11 protein-coding genes and 1 riboswitch are annotated in these 13,454 nt (G+C 59.7%); of the genes, 7 read left to right on the forward strand and 4 right to left on the reverse strand.

Annotated elements, in window-relative coordinates:
* Positions 1–6: 6 nt before the first annotated feature.
* Both ACVBAU_RS15755 and ACVBAU_RS15760 read right to left on the reverse strand, forming a co-directional pair.
* Positions 7–585 (reverse strand): histidine phosphatase family protein, encoded by a 579-nt coding sequence (locus ACVBAU_RS15755; protein WP_138924980.1) that lies wholly within the window; start codon positions 583–585, stop codon positions 7–9.
* Positions 586–615: 30 nt separating this feature from the next.
* Positions 616–1,287, reverse strand: a complete 672-nt coding sequence (locus tag ACVBAU_RS15760; protein WP_448327117.1) for a TetR/AcrR family transcriptional regulator — start codon at positions 1,285–1,287, stop codon at positions 616–618.
* A gap of 518 nt (positions 1,288–1,805) precedes the next feature.
* Between ACVBAU_RS15760 and ACVBAU_RS15765 the strand changes: the two genes are divergently transcribed.
* From ACVBAU_RS15765 to ACVBAU_RS15785, 5 genes are all read left to right on the forward strand, one after another.
* Positions 1,806–4,019 (forward strand): NADP-dependent isocitrate dehydrogenase, encoded by a 2,214-nt coding sequence (locus tag ACVBAU_RS15765; protein WP_448327118.1) that lies wholly within the window; start codon positions 1,806–1,808, stop codon positions 4,017–4,019.
* 217 nt (positions 4,020–4,236) lie between these two features.
* Positions 4,237–5,721, forward strand: coding sequence for a phosphomannomutase/phosphoglucomutase (locus ACVBAU_RS15770; RefSeq protein ID WP_448327119.1), 1,485 nt, complete (start codon positions 4,237–4,239; stop codon positions 5,719–5,721).
* Between the two features lie 90 nt (positions 5,722–5,811).
* On the forward strand, positions 5,812–6,936 hold the full coding sequence (gmd, locus tag ACVBAU_RS15775; RefSeq protein WP_448327120.1) for a GDP-mannose 4,6-dehydratase: 1,125 nt from the start codon (positions 5,812–5,814) through the stop codon (positions 6,934–6,936).
* 4 nt (positions 6,937–6,940) lie between these two features.
* Positions 6,941–7,909 (forward strand): GDP-L-fucose synthase, encoded by a 969-nt coding sequence (fcl, locus tag ACVBAU_RS15780; protein ID WP_448327121.1) that lies wholly within the window; start codon positions 6,941–6,943, stop codon positions 7,907–7,909.
* Between the two features lie 53 nt (positions 7,910–7,962).
* Positions 7,963–9,384 (forward strand): mannose-1-phosphate guanylyltransferase/mannose-6-phosphate isomerase, encoded by a 1,422-nt coding sequence (locus ACVBAU_RS15785; RefSeq protein WP_448327123.1) that lies wholly within the window; start codon positions 7,963–7,965, stop codon positions 9,382–9,384.
* A 79-nt stretch (positions 9,385–9,463) separates the two neighbouring features.
* Here the strand turns inward: ACVBAU_RS15785 and ACVBAU_RS15790 are convergent, their stop codons facing one another.
* Positions 9,464–10,009, reverse strand: a complete 546-nt coding sequence (locus ACVBAU_RS15790) for a biotin transporter BioY (protein WP_138924973.1) — start codon at positions 10,007–10,009, stop codon at positions 9,464–9,466.
* A gap of 93 nt (positions 10,010–10,102) precedes the next feature.
* On the reverse strand, positions 10,103–11,563 hold the full coding sequence (locus ACVBAU_RS15795; protein ID WP_448327124.1) for a cobyric acid synthase: 1,461 nt from the start codon (positions 11,561–11,563) through the stop codon (positions 10,103–10,105).
* A gap of 166 nt (positions 11,564–11,729) precedes the next feature.
* Positions 11,730–11,947: riboswitch (cobalamin riboswitch) on the forward strand.
* A gap of 94 nt (positions 11,948–12,041) precedes the next feature.
* Here ACVBAU_RS15795 and ACVBAU_RS15800 point away from each other — a divergent pair.
* Positions 12,042–12,422, forward strand: coding sequence for a DUF1636 family protein (locus tag ACVBAU_RS15800; protein WP_138924971.1), 381 nt, complete (start codon positions 12,042–12,044; stop codon positions 12,420–12,422).
* Entirely contained in the window at positions 12,419–13,453 is a 1,035-nt protein-coding gene (gene cobW / locus ACVBAU_RS15805) for a cobalamin biosynthesis protein CobW (protein ID WP_138924970.1), read from the forward strand. Before ACVBAU_RS15800 ends, cobW begins: the two co-directional genes overlap by 4 nt.
* Position 13,454 lies beyond the last annotated feature (1 nt).

Here is a 13,454-nt window from a genome sequence, read left to right on the forward strand (position 1 = left end):
ACGTCCCTAGTCAAGCGACAACACCGTTTCTGCGCCGTTTTCCAGCACGTAGACGCACCCCTGACCGTTCGACAGCTGCCCCAGTTCGTCGCGGCTAAGGCCACAAAGCGCACCGCGCAAAAGCTGCCCGCTAAGCCCGTGGGCGACGATCACGGTGGGTTCGGTCAGGGTGTCGACAAAGGCATTCACCCGCGCCTGAAACACGTCAAAGCCTTCGCCATCGGGGGCGGCGCAATAGAATTCCATATGCGGACTTTGCGGCGTGATGCCCTCGGGGAGGGTCTTGAAGATATCGGCGCGCAGGTGTCCCTCCCAACTGCCGGCGAAAATCTCTTTCAGGCGATCGTCGGTCTGGTAATCCCGCCCGCCCAACGCGATGTCAGCGGTTTGTCGTGTCCGTTTCAGCGGCGACACGATGCAGGGCGGGTTCTGCGCAAGGATCGGGGCCATCAGTTCAGCTTGTTGCTGGGCGTGGATCTTGCCCCGTTCAGACAGCACGGATTCGGTTTGGCCCTGCACCCTTCCCTCTGCGTTCCATTCGGTTTCACCGTGCCGCAGGAACCAGACTTTGGGATAGGATTTCATGATGACGGGCCTTTTATCGTGTTGAGCTTTCTAGCACTTTGGCTCAAGCGCCCGCAGAACGCCACCCACACAAAAATCAAGCAACAGATTACGATACGCCATGGGACTGTCGGGCACTTCGCTTTGCGCCAACCCCGCAATGCGGATGCCGCTCGCGACGATAGAAACCATCGAGGCCACGGTCAGCGACAGCAGCGCGGCAAGCTGTTCGCGGCCCGCATCGGGACGCAGACGCTCCATCTCGTCGAGGTAGACAGAAGCGACACGGTCATAAAGCGGCCCGGCTTCGAGATAGTAGCGTTCGTCGGACACGATCCGCGCCACCAGCTGCGCATAGGCGCGCCATTGCGGATCCCCGCGCGAGGCGATTTCGAGGTAGGGCGTCACATAGGCGTCGATCAGGGTTTCCAGCGTCAGCCTCTCGGTGGCTTTCAAAGCGGACAGTCTGGACACACGCTGCGCATTCAAGGTTTCGACCCGGCGTTCCAAAACGGTCAGGAAAAGCTCTTGCTTCGTGCCCCCGTGAAAGCCAACAACGCCAAGGGTCACATCGGCCTCTCGGGCGATCTGGCGAATGCTGATCGCATCAAAGCCCCGTTCGGCAAAGCAACGTTCGGCGGCATCAAGCACCCGCTCGCGGGTAATCTCGCCCCGGGCAATGCGCCCGTCTTTGCTTGTCCCGTCTTCCTTTCGGTCAGTCATGACAGCACGGCCCCTTCAGTCAGGTCTTATGATCTTTTGATCTGCATCCTGCGCAGTCTGGCAGTACCGGAATATGCCCTGCGTCTCTTATTATTGCGTCGCATCGTCTTTTTTTACAAACGCTATCAATATCCCCGCTTTTCAGGTCGTTAAGAGCGAATTTGGCAGCGCTTAGCGATATCTGAATGTGTTTGCGACCCGAAATTGTAAAGAATCGCCTAATACCACAAGGAGCCAGCACCCGATGGTTGAACCTGTGAACAGAGCGACACGGCATACGCTAAACCGCCGAACCTGTACGTGTGTTACCGAAAACACTTTCAACTTGATTAACAGCATAGGGCCGACAAGTGATTCGTTTTCCATATATGCGTCCCGCGCTATGGGATGGCACGATCGTTGCCCTGCGCGCTTCGCCGCCACGCGGTGCACTTTCACGGCCCCGGCAGCGCAGTGGAGGTGGATATTTCAAACTAAGTGTACTATCGCATACCAAACTTTAGGAAAGGCTGGATACCATGGCTGACACGCAGACACCCGACATCATTTACACACAGGTCGATGAGGCCCCCGAACTGGCGAGCTATTCGCTGCTGCCGATCATCCGCAGCTTTGCCGATGCGGCGGGCGTTTCTGTGGGCACCCGCGATATTTCCCTGTCAGGGCGTATTCTCGCGGCCTTCCCAGACGCGCTGACCGAGGCGCAACAGCAATCCGATGATCTGGCGATCCTTGGCGATCTGGTGAAAACGCCGGATGCCAACGTCATCAAGCTGCCGAACATTTCGGCGTCGGCGCCGCAGCTGGTTGCCGCGGTCAAGGAACTGCAGGGTCAGGGTTACGCTCTGCCCGACTATCCCGAAGCCCCCAGCACGGATGCCGAAAAGAAAGCCCGTGCGGCCTATGACGCGATCAAGGGCTCGGCTGTGAACCCTGTTCTGCGCGAGGGTAACTCTGACCGTCGGGCAGCCAATGCAGTCAAGAAATACGCCATGGCGAACCCCCATTCGATGGGCACATGGTCCAAGGACAGCAAAACCAAAGTGTCCTCTATGTCGGGCGGTGATTTCTTTTCGAACGAGAAATCCCTGACGCTGACCGACGCGCAAGCCGGTGCCGCGAAAATCGTGCACGTCGGCGCTGACGGCTCCGAGACCGTCTTGAAGGACGGCGTGAGCTTTCCTACCGGCACTGTCGTCGACACCACGTATATGTCGGCCAAAGCGCTGGACAAGTTTCTGGCCGAGCAGATCGAAGAGACCCAGAAAGAAGGCACATTGTTTTCGTTGCACATGAAGGCAACGATGATGAAAGTGTCTGACCCGATCATCTTTGGCCACGCCGTGCGTGAATACCTGAAGCCCGTGTTCGACAAATACGATGATGCGCTGAAGGCGGCGGGTGTGAACCCGAACGCTGGCATCGGCGACATGATGGTCCGCATCAAGGATAACGCCGAGATCACCCAAGCCGTCAAAGACGCGATAGATGCACGTCCGCCGATGTATATGGTGAACTCCGACAAAGGGATCACCAACCTGCACGTCCCATCCGACGTAATCATCGACGCGTCCATGCCCGCGCTGATCCGCGCCGGCGGCAAAGGCTGGGGCCCCGATAACAAGGAACACGACACCAACTGCGTGATTCCTGACAATTCATACGCCCCCGTCTATGAAGAAAGCATTAATTACTTCAAAGAAACCGGCGCACTGGACCCGACCACTTCGGGCACTGTGCAAAACATCGGTTTGATGGCGCAAAAAGCCGAGGAATACGGGTCGCACCCCACCACCTTTGAGATTCCGGCTGATGGAACTGTTAAAATGATCGCCGCCAATGGCGACGTGATTTCAGAGCATGCCGTCGAGGCGAATGATATCTGGCGCGCGGCGTCGGCCCGCAAGGCCCCTATCGAAGACTGGGTACAGCTGGCCATTGATCGTCAAAAAGCCGAAGGCTGCGAGGCGATCTTCTGGCTGGACGAGGACCGCGCCCATGACGCAGAGCTGATCGCCTATGTGACGCCGATCCTTGAAGCCAAGGGCGTTGCGGACAAGTTCCAGATCATGTCCCCCGCCAAGGCGACACGCCAGACGCTTGAGACGATCCGCAAGGGTGAGAATTCGATCGCGATCACCGGCAACGTACTGCGCGACTATCTGACCGACCTGTTCCCGATCCTGGAACTGGGCACCTCGGCCAAAATGTTGTCGATCGTGAAGCTGATGCAGGGCGGTGGCTTGTTTGAGACCGGTGCTGGTGGTTCGGCCCCGAAACACGTGCAGCAGCTGGTTGAAGAAAACCACCTGCGGTGGGATAGCTTGGGCGAATTCTGTGCGTTGGGGGAAAGCCTGAAGTTCCTCGCGGACCAGAAGGACAACGTCAAAGCGGGCATATTGGGCAAAGCGGTAGACGCGGCAACCCAAGGCATTCTGGACAACAATAAATCGCCATCGCGCAAAGTAGGTGAGCCGGACAACCGCGCCAGCCACTATTACTTTGCTCTGTACTGGGCACAGGCGCTGGCAAGCCAGACCGACGACGCCGCATTGGCCGAACATTTTGCCCCCATCGCGGAAAAGCTGGCCGCGAATGAGGATAAGATCATGACCGAATTGGCAGAGGTTCAGGGCAAAGCGGTCGATCTGGGCGGGTACTTCCATTCCGACCCTGCCAAGACCGAAGCGGTTATGCGCCCCTCGGCCACGTTGAACGCCATCATCGGCTAAGGGTCACCTTGTTCGAGGCCTCTGCGCCCCGTCCTTTTACCAAAGGGCGGGGCGTTTTCGTATCCGCCCGCTTTCGATCGGTGCAGATCGTTTGACGGGCAGCCGGCTGCGCACTCGGCAAATAACCGTCCCGCGCCCAAGCTGTCAGTTGATCCCTGCGGGCATTCCTTCTATCGAAGAGAGCAATATTTAAACGCCGATAGATCAGGATATTTTCATGACCAAGCCGTTGAACAAAGTTACGCCGAACACATGGGAATTTCTGCGCGATCCGATGATCGTCCCCACCGGGTTTCGCGAATATGACGCGCGCTGGCAGTACCCCGAGGCAATCAACCTGCCCGGGATCACAGCGCTTGGCCTTGGTCTGGGCACCCAGATGCAACAGCGCGGGATCGAACCGGTCATCGCGGTGGGCAATGATTACCGCGACTATTCCCTGTCGATCAAGAATGCGCTGATGTTAGGCCTGATACAGGCAGGTATTCACGTCAAGGATATCGGCCCCTGCCTATCGCCCATGGCCTATTTCGCGCAATTCCATCTGGATGCGCCCGCGGTGGCGATGGTCACGGCCTCGCATAACCCCAATGGCTGGACGGGCGTTAAGATGGGCTTTGAACGCCCGTTGACCCACGGCCCCGACGAAATGGCAGAGCTGCGCGATATCGTGCTGGAAGGGCGTGGCGAACAGCGCGCGGGCGGTAAATATGAATTCGTCGACGGCGTGCGCGAAGCCTATCTGGATGATCTGGTCGGCGATTTCAAAATGACCCGCAAGCTCAAGGTCGTCTGCGCCACCGGTAACGGGACGGCCGCCGCATTTGCGCCCGAACTGTTCCGCCGTCTGGGGGTAGAGGTCGTCGATAGCCACAACACGCTGGATTACACCTTCCCGCATTACAACCCGAACCCAGAAGCGATGGAAATGTTGCATGACATGTCCGACAGCGTGAAAGCCTCGGGTGCGGATTTCGCGCTTGGGTTTGACGGCGACGGTGACCGCTGTGGTGTCGTCGATGATGAGGGCGAAGAGATTTTCGCCGACAAGATGGGCGTGATCATGGCGCGCGACCTGTCCGCGATCTATCCCAACAGCACCTTTGTCGCCGATGTAAAATCAACCGGGCTTTATGCATCTGACCCCGTGTTGAAGGCCAATGGGGCGACGGCGGACTACTGGAAAACCGGCCACAGCCACATGAAACGGCGGGTCAAACAGTTGGGCGCGCTGGCGGGGTTTGAAAAATCCGGCCACTATTTCTTGGCTGAACCCATCGGGCGTGGCTATGACTGCGGCATGCGCGTCGCGGTCGAGGTCTGCAAACTGATGGACCGCAACCCCGATATGAAGATGTCGGACCTGCGCCGCGCCCTGCCCCACACGTTCTCGACGCCCACCATGTCGCCCTATGCGTCGGACGAGGATAAATACAACATTCTCGACCGGATCGTCGCCAAGCTGAAAGACGTAACCGAACTGGGTGGTCGTCCGGTGAAAGAGGTCGTGGCCGTGAACGGTGCGCGGGTGATCCTTGATAATGGCAGCTGGGGACTGGTGCGTGCATCGTCCAACACGCCGAACCTTGTGGTGGTCTGCGAAAGCTCTGACTCCGAAGAAGAACTGCGCGCGATCTTTGCCGATCTGGACGCGATAATCCGGACAGAGCCTGACGTTGGCGACTACGACCAAACCTTCTGATTGCATCAAGACTCGCCAGAACCCCTTAAGTTGAGTAAATGTTGATGTGTCTGCCCCCAAGGCAGGCACATTTTTCATTTAGGGGCCCTGATGGTAAAACGTGCAGTGATCACCGGTATTACCGGTCAAGACGGGTCCTATCTAGCGGAGTTATTGCTGGAAAAAGGGTATGAGGTGCACGGGATCAAGCGGCGGTCGTCGTCATTGAACACCCAGCGGATTGATCATATTTATCAAGACCCTCACGAGGTTAACCCCGATCTGATCCTGCACTATGGCGACCTGACCGACAGTTCGAACCTGACGCGGATCCTGCGCGAGGTGAAGCCGGACGAGGTCTATAATCTTGGCGCGCAAAGCCATGTCGCGGTAAGCTTTGAGACCCCTGAATATACAACTGAGGTAAACGCCAACGGTGCCTTGCGGCTGCTTGAGGCAATCCGGTTTCTGGGCTTGGAAAAAACGACGCGCTTTTACCAAGCATCAACTTCTGAGCTGTACGGTCTGGTGCAACAGACACCACAGACGGAGGAAACACCCTTTTACCCGCGCAGCCCCTATGCCGTGGCCAAGATGTACGCCTATTGGATCACGGTAAACTACCGTGAGGCCTATGGCATGTATGCCTGCAACGGCATCCTGTTTAACCACGAATCCCCGCGCCGTGGCGAAACCTTTGTCACGCGCAAAATCACGCGCGGGTTGGCTAATATCGCGCAGGGGTTGGAGGAATGCCTGTATATGGGTAACATCGACGCGCTGCGCGATTGGGGCCACGCCAAGGATTATGTGCGTATGCAGTGGATGATGCTGCAACAAGACGCGGCAGAAGATTTTGTGATCGCTACCGGCGTGCAGTATCCCGTGCGCCAGTTCATCACGTGGTCTGCGGCAGAGCTGGGGATCACCCTACGGTTCGAAGGGACGGGTTTAGACGAGTGCGCAATCGTCGACAGCGTCCGCGGTGATGATGCCCCCGCAGTCAGCCCCGGCGATGTAGTGATGCGCATTGATCCGCAGTATTTCCGCCCCGCCGAAGTGGAGACGCTGCTAGGGTCGCCCGCCAAGGCGAAGGAAAAGCTGGGTTGGGAGCCGCAGATCACCACACAAGAGATGTGTGCCGAGATGGTGGCGAATGACCTCAAGGTCGCGCGGCGGCATGCGTTGCTGAAAGAGCACGGGCTGGATCTGCCCATCTCGCTCGAGAACGGATAGGCCTATGCGGAAGATTTATATCGCAGGGCATCGCGGCATGGTCGGTGCTGCGATCTTGCGCCACTTGCAGTCGAGGGTGGATGCTGGCGAAGCACTTGAACTGGTCACGCGGACCCATGCGGAACTGGACCTGACCGATCAAGCAGCGGTGCGCGACTTTATGGCGACAGAGCTGCCTGATGTGGTGATACTGGCCGCGGCCAAGGTCGGCGGGATCATGGCGAACAACAGCTACCCCGCTAATTTTATTTACGAAAACCTGATGATCGAATGCAATGTGATCCATCAGGCCTTTGGGGCGGGGGTCAAACAGCTGCTGCAACTGGGCAGCTCCTGCATCTATCCGCGCGACGCCACGCAGCCGATGGCCGAGGAGGCGCTGCTGACCGGTACGCTTGAGCCCACGAATGAGCCCTATGCCATTGCGAAGATTGCCGGCATTAAACTTTGCGAAAGCTATAACCGGCAATATGGCACGGATTATCGCAGCCTGATGCCGACGAACCTTTATGGGCCGGGGGATAATTTTCACCCGCAAAACAGCCACGTCTTGCCCGCCCTGATTCGTCGTTTCCACGAGGCCGCACGGGACGGGCTGGAAGAGGTCGTGATCTGGGGCACCGGCAAACCGATGCGGGAATTCCTACATGTGGACGATATGGCCGAGGCGTCGCTGTTTGTGCTCGACCTGCCGCGTGACGTTTACGCCGCGCACACCCAACCCATGCGCAGCCATATCAACGTGGGAACGGGCCGCGATGTCAGCATCGCGGAGCTGGCGCAGATGGTGGCAGAGGTCACAGGGTTTAAAGGGCGGCTGGTGTTCGACAGGTCCAAGCCCGACGGGACAATGCGCAAGCTGATGGATGTCTCGCGGCTGGCCGATATGGGATGGCGCGCGCGCATTTGTCTGAAAGACGGGTTGCGCGAGACTTATGATTGGTTTTTGGCGAAGGAAAGACTGCGGAGCTAAATCACTCGCATTTGATTAATCTCTCGTTAGAATTTTTCAGATTAAATGCCCCGATGATGCAAGCCATTCTTCTTTGCGGCGGGTCGGGCACACGTCTTTGGCCACTGTCGCGCAAATGCTACCCCAAGCAGTTTGCCAAACTGATGGGCGACGAAAGTCTGTTCCAGATCTCTGCCCGTCGCCTGTCCGGCCCCGAATTTGCCGCTCCGATCATTGTGACTGGGGACCCTTTTCGGTTCATCGTGACCGAACAACTGGCGCAGGTCGAGATGACGGCGCAGGCGATCTTGATTGAACCTGACGGGCGCAATACCGCCCCTGCAATCCTCGCCGCCGCACTATACGTCGCACAAACTGATCCGCAGGCGCTGATGCTGGTGGCCCCGTCGGACCATGTGATCCCCGACAGTGATGCCTTTGCCCAGACGGTGCAGGCGGCCGTTCCGCGGGCGCAGGCCGGTGACCTGGTCACATTCGGCATCACGCCCACGCGGGCCGAAACGGGCTATGGCTATCTTGAGCTTGCCGAGGATGCAGACGCCACAGCCAAATCCCCGCAACCCCTTGCGCGCTTTATCGAAAAGCCGGACGGCCCGACAGCGACCGCGATGCTGGAGGCAGGGAATTTCCTGTGGAATGCAGGCATTTTTCTGTTTACCGCGCAGGCGATCATTGATGCTTACCACACCCACGCCCCCGACCTGATCAGCGCTGTCACCGCAGCGCTCGACGGGGCGGATTCGGATTTGGGGTTTACCCGTCTCGAGGCAGAGACGTGGGGCCAAGCCGATGATATCTCTGTCGATTATGCGATCATGGAAAAGGCAGATAACCTGGCGGTGATGCCTTTCGCCGCGGGCTGGTCCGACTTGGGCGGTTGGGATGCCGTCTGGCTGGAAAGCGGGCCGGACGCGGCGGGGAATGTCTGTTCCGACAATGCCACGGCGATTGACTGCGCGGGCACCCTGCTGCGGTCGGAAACCGACGGGTTGCAGCTGGTGGGCATCGGGCTGGACAACATCATCGCCGTCGCCATGGGCGATGCGGTGCTGGTCGCGGACAAATCGCAGGCGCAGCGGGTGAAGGAAGCCGTTGATGCGCTCAAGAAACGTGATGCCAGCCAAGCGGTGCAACTGCCGCGCGATTACCGGCCTTGGGGGTGGTACGAAAGCCTTGTGATCGGCGGACGGTTTCAGGTGAAACGCATCGTTGTGAACCCCGGTGCCGCGCTCAGCCTGCAAAGCCATCATCACCGGTCGGAACACTGGATCGTGGTCGAAGGCACCGCGAAAGTGACCGTGGACGAGACGGTGAAACTGATCAGCGAGAACCAGTCGGTCTACATCCCGCTCGGGTCCGTTCACAGGATGGAGAACCCGGGAAAGCTGCCCATGGTGCTGATCGAGGTCCAGACCGGCAGCTATTTCGGCGAAGATGACATTATCCGCTACGAGGATGTGTATGCACGCGGATAGGCGGCTGGCCTAAAGAGGTCTGGGCGTCGGCAAAAGCATCCCGCTATGCGCGGGATGCTTTCAATCTAGTGGTGGTCGATCAGCTGCGGGACAGGACGCTGTTAGGGCGCGCCTTGGCCAGGCCGCTGGTGATAAAGCCTGCAAGCACTGCTTTGATCAGGTCGCCGGGGATGAACACGGTGACAAGGGCAGCGGATTCAAGCAACGATTTGTCCAACGCGATCGACAGGCCAATGATCCCGAAGATGTAAAGCACGACAATCCCGCCGATGACCGAGGCGACGGCTGCAACGAGGGTCAGCGATGGCCCGTACCATTTTTCAACGATCAGGCCGGTGACAAAAGCCGCCACGGGAAAGCCGATCAAAAAGCCCGACGACGGCAGCATGAACGCACCAAGCCCGCCGTTTCCACCCGCCAGAAGCGGCAGGCCAAGGGCAACCAGCAGCAGGAAGAGCAATACCGCCAGCGCGCCGCGTTTGGCCCCCAGCACGGTCCCGCAGAGCATGATACCAAGGCTTTGCGCCGTGATCGGCACGCCAAAGCCAAGCGTGAATTTCGGGATCAACGCAAGCGCTGCAATCAGGGCAGCAAACAGCGCGACGAGGGTCAGGTTACGTTCCATTGGAGAGGTCCTTTGCGTAAATTTGACAGCATGTATCCCCGCGATCCCGCAATTAAGCAAGCGTCGTGATCGTGACCAAAGGTCAGGCCTGCATTATGCAACCGGCGCGGCACTCGCCAGCAGCGCAGACACGTCCAGATGTGTTTCCATGTGGTCGGCCAACGCATCGAGCGTGTCTTCGACGGTCTGACTGTAGGAGGTCGGACCCGCAGCCAGACCCAGCTGTTGTAACCACGCGCTGCGGAACGCGTCATTCGTAAACAGCCCATGCAGATAGGTACCGCTGATCTTGCCGTCGCGCGACCCTGCCCCGTCTGGCACACCGTTGATGCGCGAGAACGGGGTGGTGCAATCGGGCCCCAAGGTGTGGCCGATGTGGATTTCATAGCCGTCGATCTGCGTGGCGGTCGCGGTGTGGTCTGCGGTGACGCGGGTCAGGGTCTTGTCCGGTGCCATGCGGGTTTCGACATCCAGCAGGCCCAGCCCCTCTTCGCGGCCCGCAGGTCCCTCAAAGCCCTGCGGATCCTCGATAAACCGGCCCAGCATCTGGTAGCCGCCGCAAATTCCCAACACCGCGCCGCCGCGCCGCACATGGGCATATAGGTCGATGTCCCACCCTTGAGCGCGCAGAAATGCGAGATCGCCGCGGGTGGATTTCGTGCCCGGCAGGATCACCAGATCGGCGTCGGCGGGCAGCGGCGTACCGGGGGGCACCATGGTCAAGCGCACCGACGGCTCTGCCGCAAGCGGGTCAAGGTCGTCGAAATTGGCGATGCGCGACAGCATCGGGCAGACGATGTGGAAACCGCCCGCCGATGGGGCACGCGACAGGTCCACCGCGTCTTCGGCGGGCAGCAGATGTGCATTGGCGAACCATGGCAGGGTGCCAAAACCGGTCCAGCCGGTGCGGCGTTCAATCTCGCGGTATCCCTCGTCGAACAGGCTGACATCGCCGCGAAACTTGTTGACCAGAAAGCCGGTGATCATCGCTGCATCTTCCGGGTCCATGACCACCTGCGTGCCGACGATCTGGGCGATGACGCCGCCACGATTGATATCGCCGGCCAGCACGACAGGCACGCCTGCGGCGCGGGCAAAGCCCATGTTAGCGAGGTCGTTCTGGCGCAAGTTCGTTTCAGCCGGGCTGCCCGCCCCTTCGACGATAATCAAATCGGCGCTTTGTCCGAGGATACCGAAACTTTCGAGCACGGGGGCCATCAGCCCTGCGCGGGCCTTGCTGAAATCGCGCGCTTGCAGGGTGCTGTGGCGGTGTCCCTGCACGATCACCTGTGACCCGCTGTCGGTTTCCGGTTTCAGCAAAATGGGGTTCATATGCACCGATAGGGGCCGTCCGCAGGCAATCGCTTGCAAGGCCTGGGCGCGGCCAATCTCTCCGCCATCGTCGGTGACGGCGGCGTTGTTCGACATGTTCTGCGGCTTGAACGGCGCAACAGAGAGACCGCGGCGCGTCGCGGCGCGGCACAGCCCTGCCACCAGCATGGATTTCCCCACATTCGACCCGGTGCCCTGGATCATGATAGCGCGGGTGGGCATGGCGGAACCTCGTGTTTTTCTTGCAGCCCTTGGTGTCAGCCTGCGATGATCCCGTCAAGCATCCGCAGCGCGCCGGCACGGGGGGGCGGTCGCGGTAAAATCCGCGCAAAGCGGGTTTGGCCCCCGCGTTATGACAGCCGCTGCTTGACAGAGGCGGGCAAATGACCAATGCAGGGCGTATGTTGGTTCCTGTCCCAGACAGGCGAAGAGGGAACGCGATACGCATTGATCCAGCCTTGGGTCAGCGCCAAGCGCAGCCGCCCCCGCGACCGTGACCGGAGAGACCTTTCAACCACTGGCCCGATGGCTGGGAAGGTGAAAAGTTGCAAGGCAAGCTGCCTTAGATCCGCAAGCCGGGAGACCTGCCAGCATAGTTTGTAACGGGCGAACGGGGTGTTTCGCGACTGGCCTAGAACGCTGTTCGCATGTCGTTCGCTGCTGGCGATCCCCCTTGGCCCATCGACGTATGAGGCAAGATATGACCACCACGGATCAACCGGTCACCGTCACCATCTGCACCACCTGCCGCGCAGGTCAGATCACCCCCGAGGACGCGCCGCGCCCCGGCCAACAGCTGTTTGACGCGCTGTCGGGGCAACTGCCTGACGGTGTGCAACTGCGCGGTGCCGAATGTCTGTCGGCCTGTTCGCGGGGCTGTTCGATGGTTCTGTCGGGCGGTCCGTCACGCTGGACCTATGTGTACGGCGATCTCGACACCGACGCCCATTTGTCCGACATCGTGAACGGCGTCTCCGCCTATGCCCAGACCACCGACGGCGTGGTACCCTGGCGTGAACGCCCCGTGGTTTTCCGCAAACAATCCATTGCTCGCATTCCCCCACAGGAGCCTACCGAATGACCAACCTTACCAAAATTCCCGTCACCGTGATCACCGGTTTTCTGGGTGCCGGCAAAACCACCTTTATCCGTCACCTGATGGAAAATGCGGGCTCCAAGCGTCTGGCCGTGCTGGTCAATGAATTCGGCACCGCCGGTGTGGATGGCGATATCCTGAAATCCTGCGCGATCGACAACTGCCCCGCCGAGAACATCGTCGAGCTGGCGAACGGCTGCATCTGCTGCACCGTGGCCGATGACTTTATCCCCACGATCGAGGCGTTGATGGCTTTGCCGCAAACGCCGGATCACATCCTGATCGAAACCTCCGGCCTTGCGCTGCCCAAACCCTTGCTCAAGGCGTTTGACTGGCCCGCAATCCGGTCGCGCATCACCGTGGACGGCGTGATCACCCTTGCCGATGCAGAAGCCGTGGCGAGCGGGCAGTTCGCCCCCGATCTGGATGCCATCGCTGCGCAGCGCGACGCGGATGACAGTCTGGATCACGAAACGCCGCTGTCCGAAGTCTTTGAGGACCAGATTGCCTGCGCCGATATCGTGCTGCTGTCCAAGGCCGATCTGGCGGGCCCCGAAGGCGTAGAAGCCGCGCGCAAGGTGATCGAGGCCCACGCGCCGCGCAAGCTGCCGATCATTCCGATGACCGAAGGCGTGATTGACCCGCGCGTTGTACTGGGGCTCGAAGCCGCCGCCGAGGATGACATCGACGCACGCCCCAGCCACCACGACGGGCATGATGACCACGAGCATGACGATTTCGAAAGCGTTGTGATCGACATGGGCGAAGTCGCCGATGTCGCCACGCTTGAGGCCGCCGTGCTGCGGCTGGCGCGCGAACAGAAAATCCTGCGCGTCAAAGGCTATATCGCTGTGCAGGACAAACCGATGCGTCTGTTGGTGCAGGCCGTGGGCGAACGTGTACGCAGCCAGTTCGACCGCCCTTGGGGGGACACGCCGCGCCGCAGCCAGCTGGTCGTGATCGCAGAGCATGATCACGTGAACGAAGCCGCGATCCGCGCGGTGCTAGAGGGCTAAA

This window comes from Sulfitobacter sp. M13 (assembly GCF_053474885.1).

Coding starts and splice junctions, on each gene's coding strand:
- ACVBAU_RS15755 (WP_138924980.1), bottom strand. CDS start 585: ATGAAATCCTATCCCAAAGTCTGGTTCCTGCGGCACGGTGAAACCGAA.
- ACVBAU_RS15760 (WP_448327117.1), bottom strand. CDS start 1,287: ATGACTGACCGAAAGGAAGACGGGACAAGCAAAGACGGGCGCATTGCC.
- ACVBAU_RS15765 (WP_448327118.1), top strand. CDS start 1,806: ATGGCTGACACGCAGACACCCGACATCATTTACACACAGGTCGATGAG.
- ACVBAU_RS15770 (WP_448327119.1), top strand. CDS start 4,237: ATGACCAAGCCGTTGAACAAAGTTACGCCGAACACATGGGAATTTCTG.
- gmd (WP_448327120.1), top strand. CDS start 5,812: ATGGTAAAACGTGCAGTGATCACCGGTATTACCGGTCAAGACGGGTCC.
- fcl (WP_448327121.1), top strand. CDS start 6,941: ATGCGGAAGATTTATATCGCAGGGCATCGCGGCATGGTCGGTGCTGCG.
- ACVBAU_RS15785 (WP_448327123.1), top strand. CDS start 7,963: ATGATGCAAGCCATTCTTCTTTGCGGCGGGTCGGGCACACGTCTTTGG.
- ACVBAU_RS15790 (WP_138924973.1), bottom strand. CDS start 10,009: ATGGAACGTAACCTGACCCTCGTCGCGCTGTTTGCTGCCCTGATTGCA.
- ACVBAU_RS15795 (WP_448327124.1), bottom strand. CDS start 11,563: ATGCCCACCCGCGCTATCATGATCCAGGGCACCGGGTCGAATGTGGGG.
- ACVBAU_RS15800 (WP_138924971.1), top strand. CDS start 12,042: ATGACCACCACGGATCAACCGGTCACCGTCACCATCTGCACCACCTGC.
- cobW (WP_138924970.1), top strand. CDS start 12,419: ATGACCAACCTTACCAAAATTCCCGTCACCGTGATCACCGGTTTTCTG.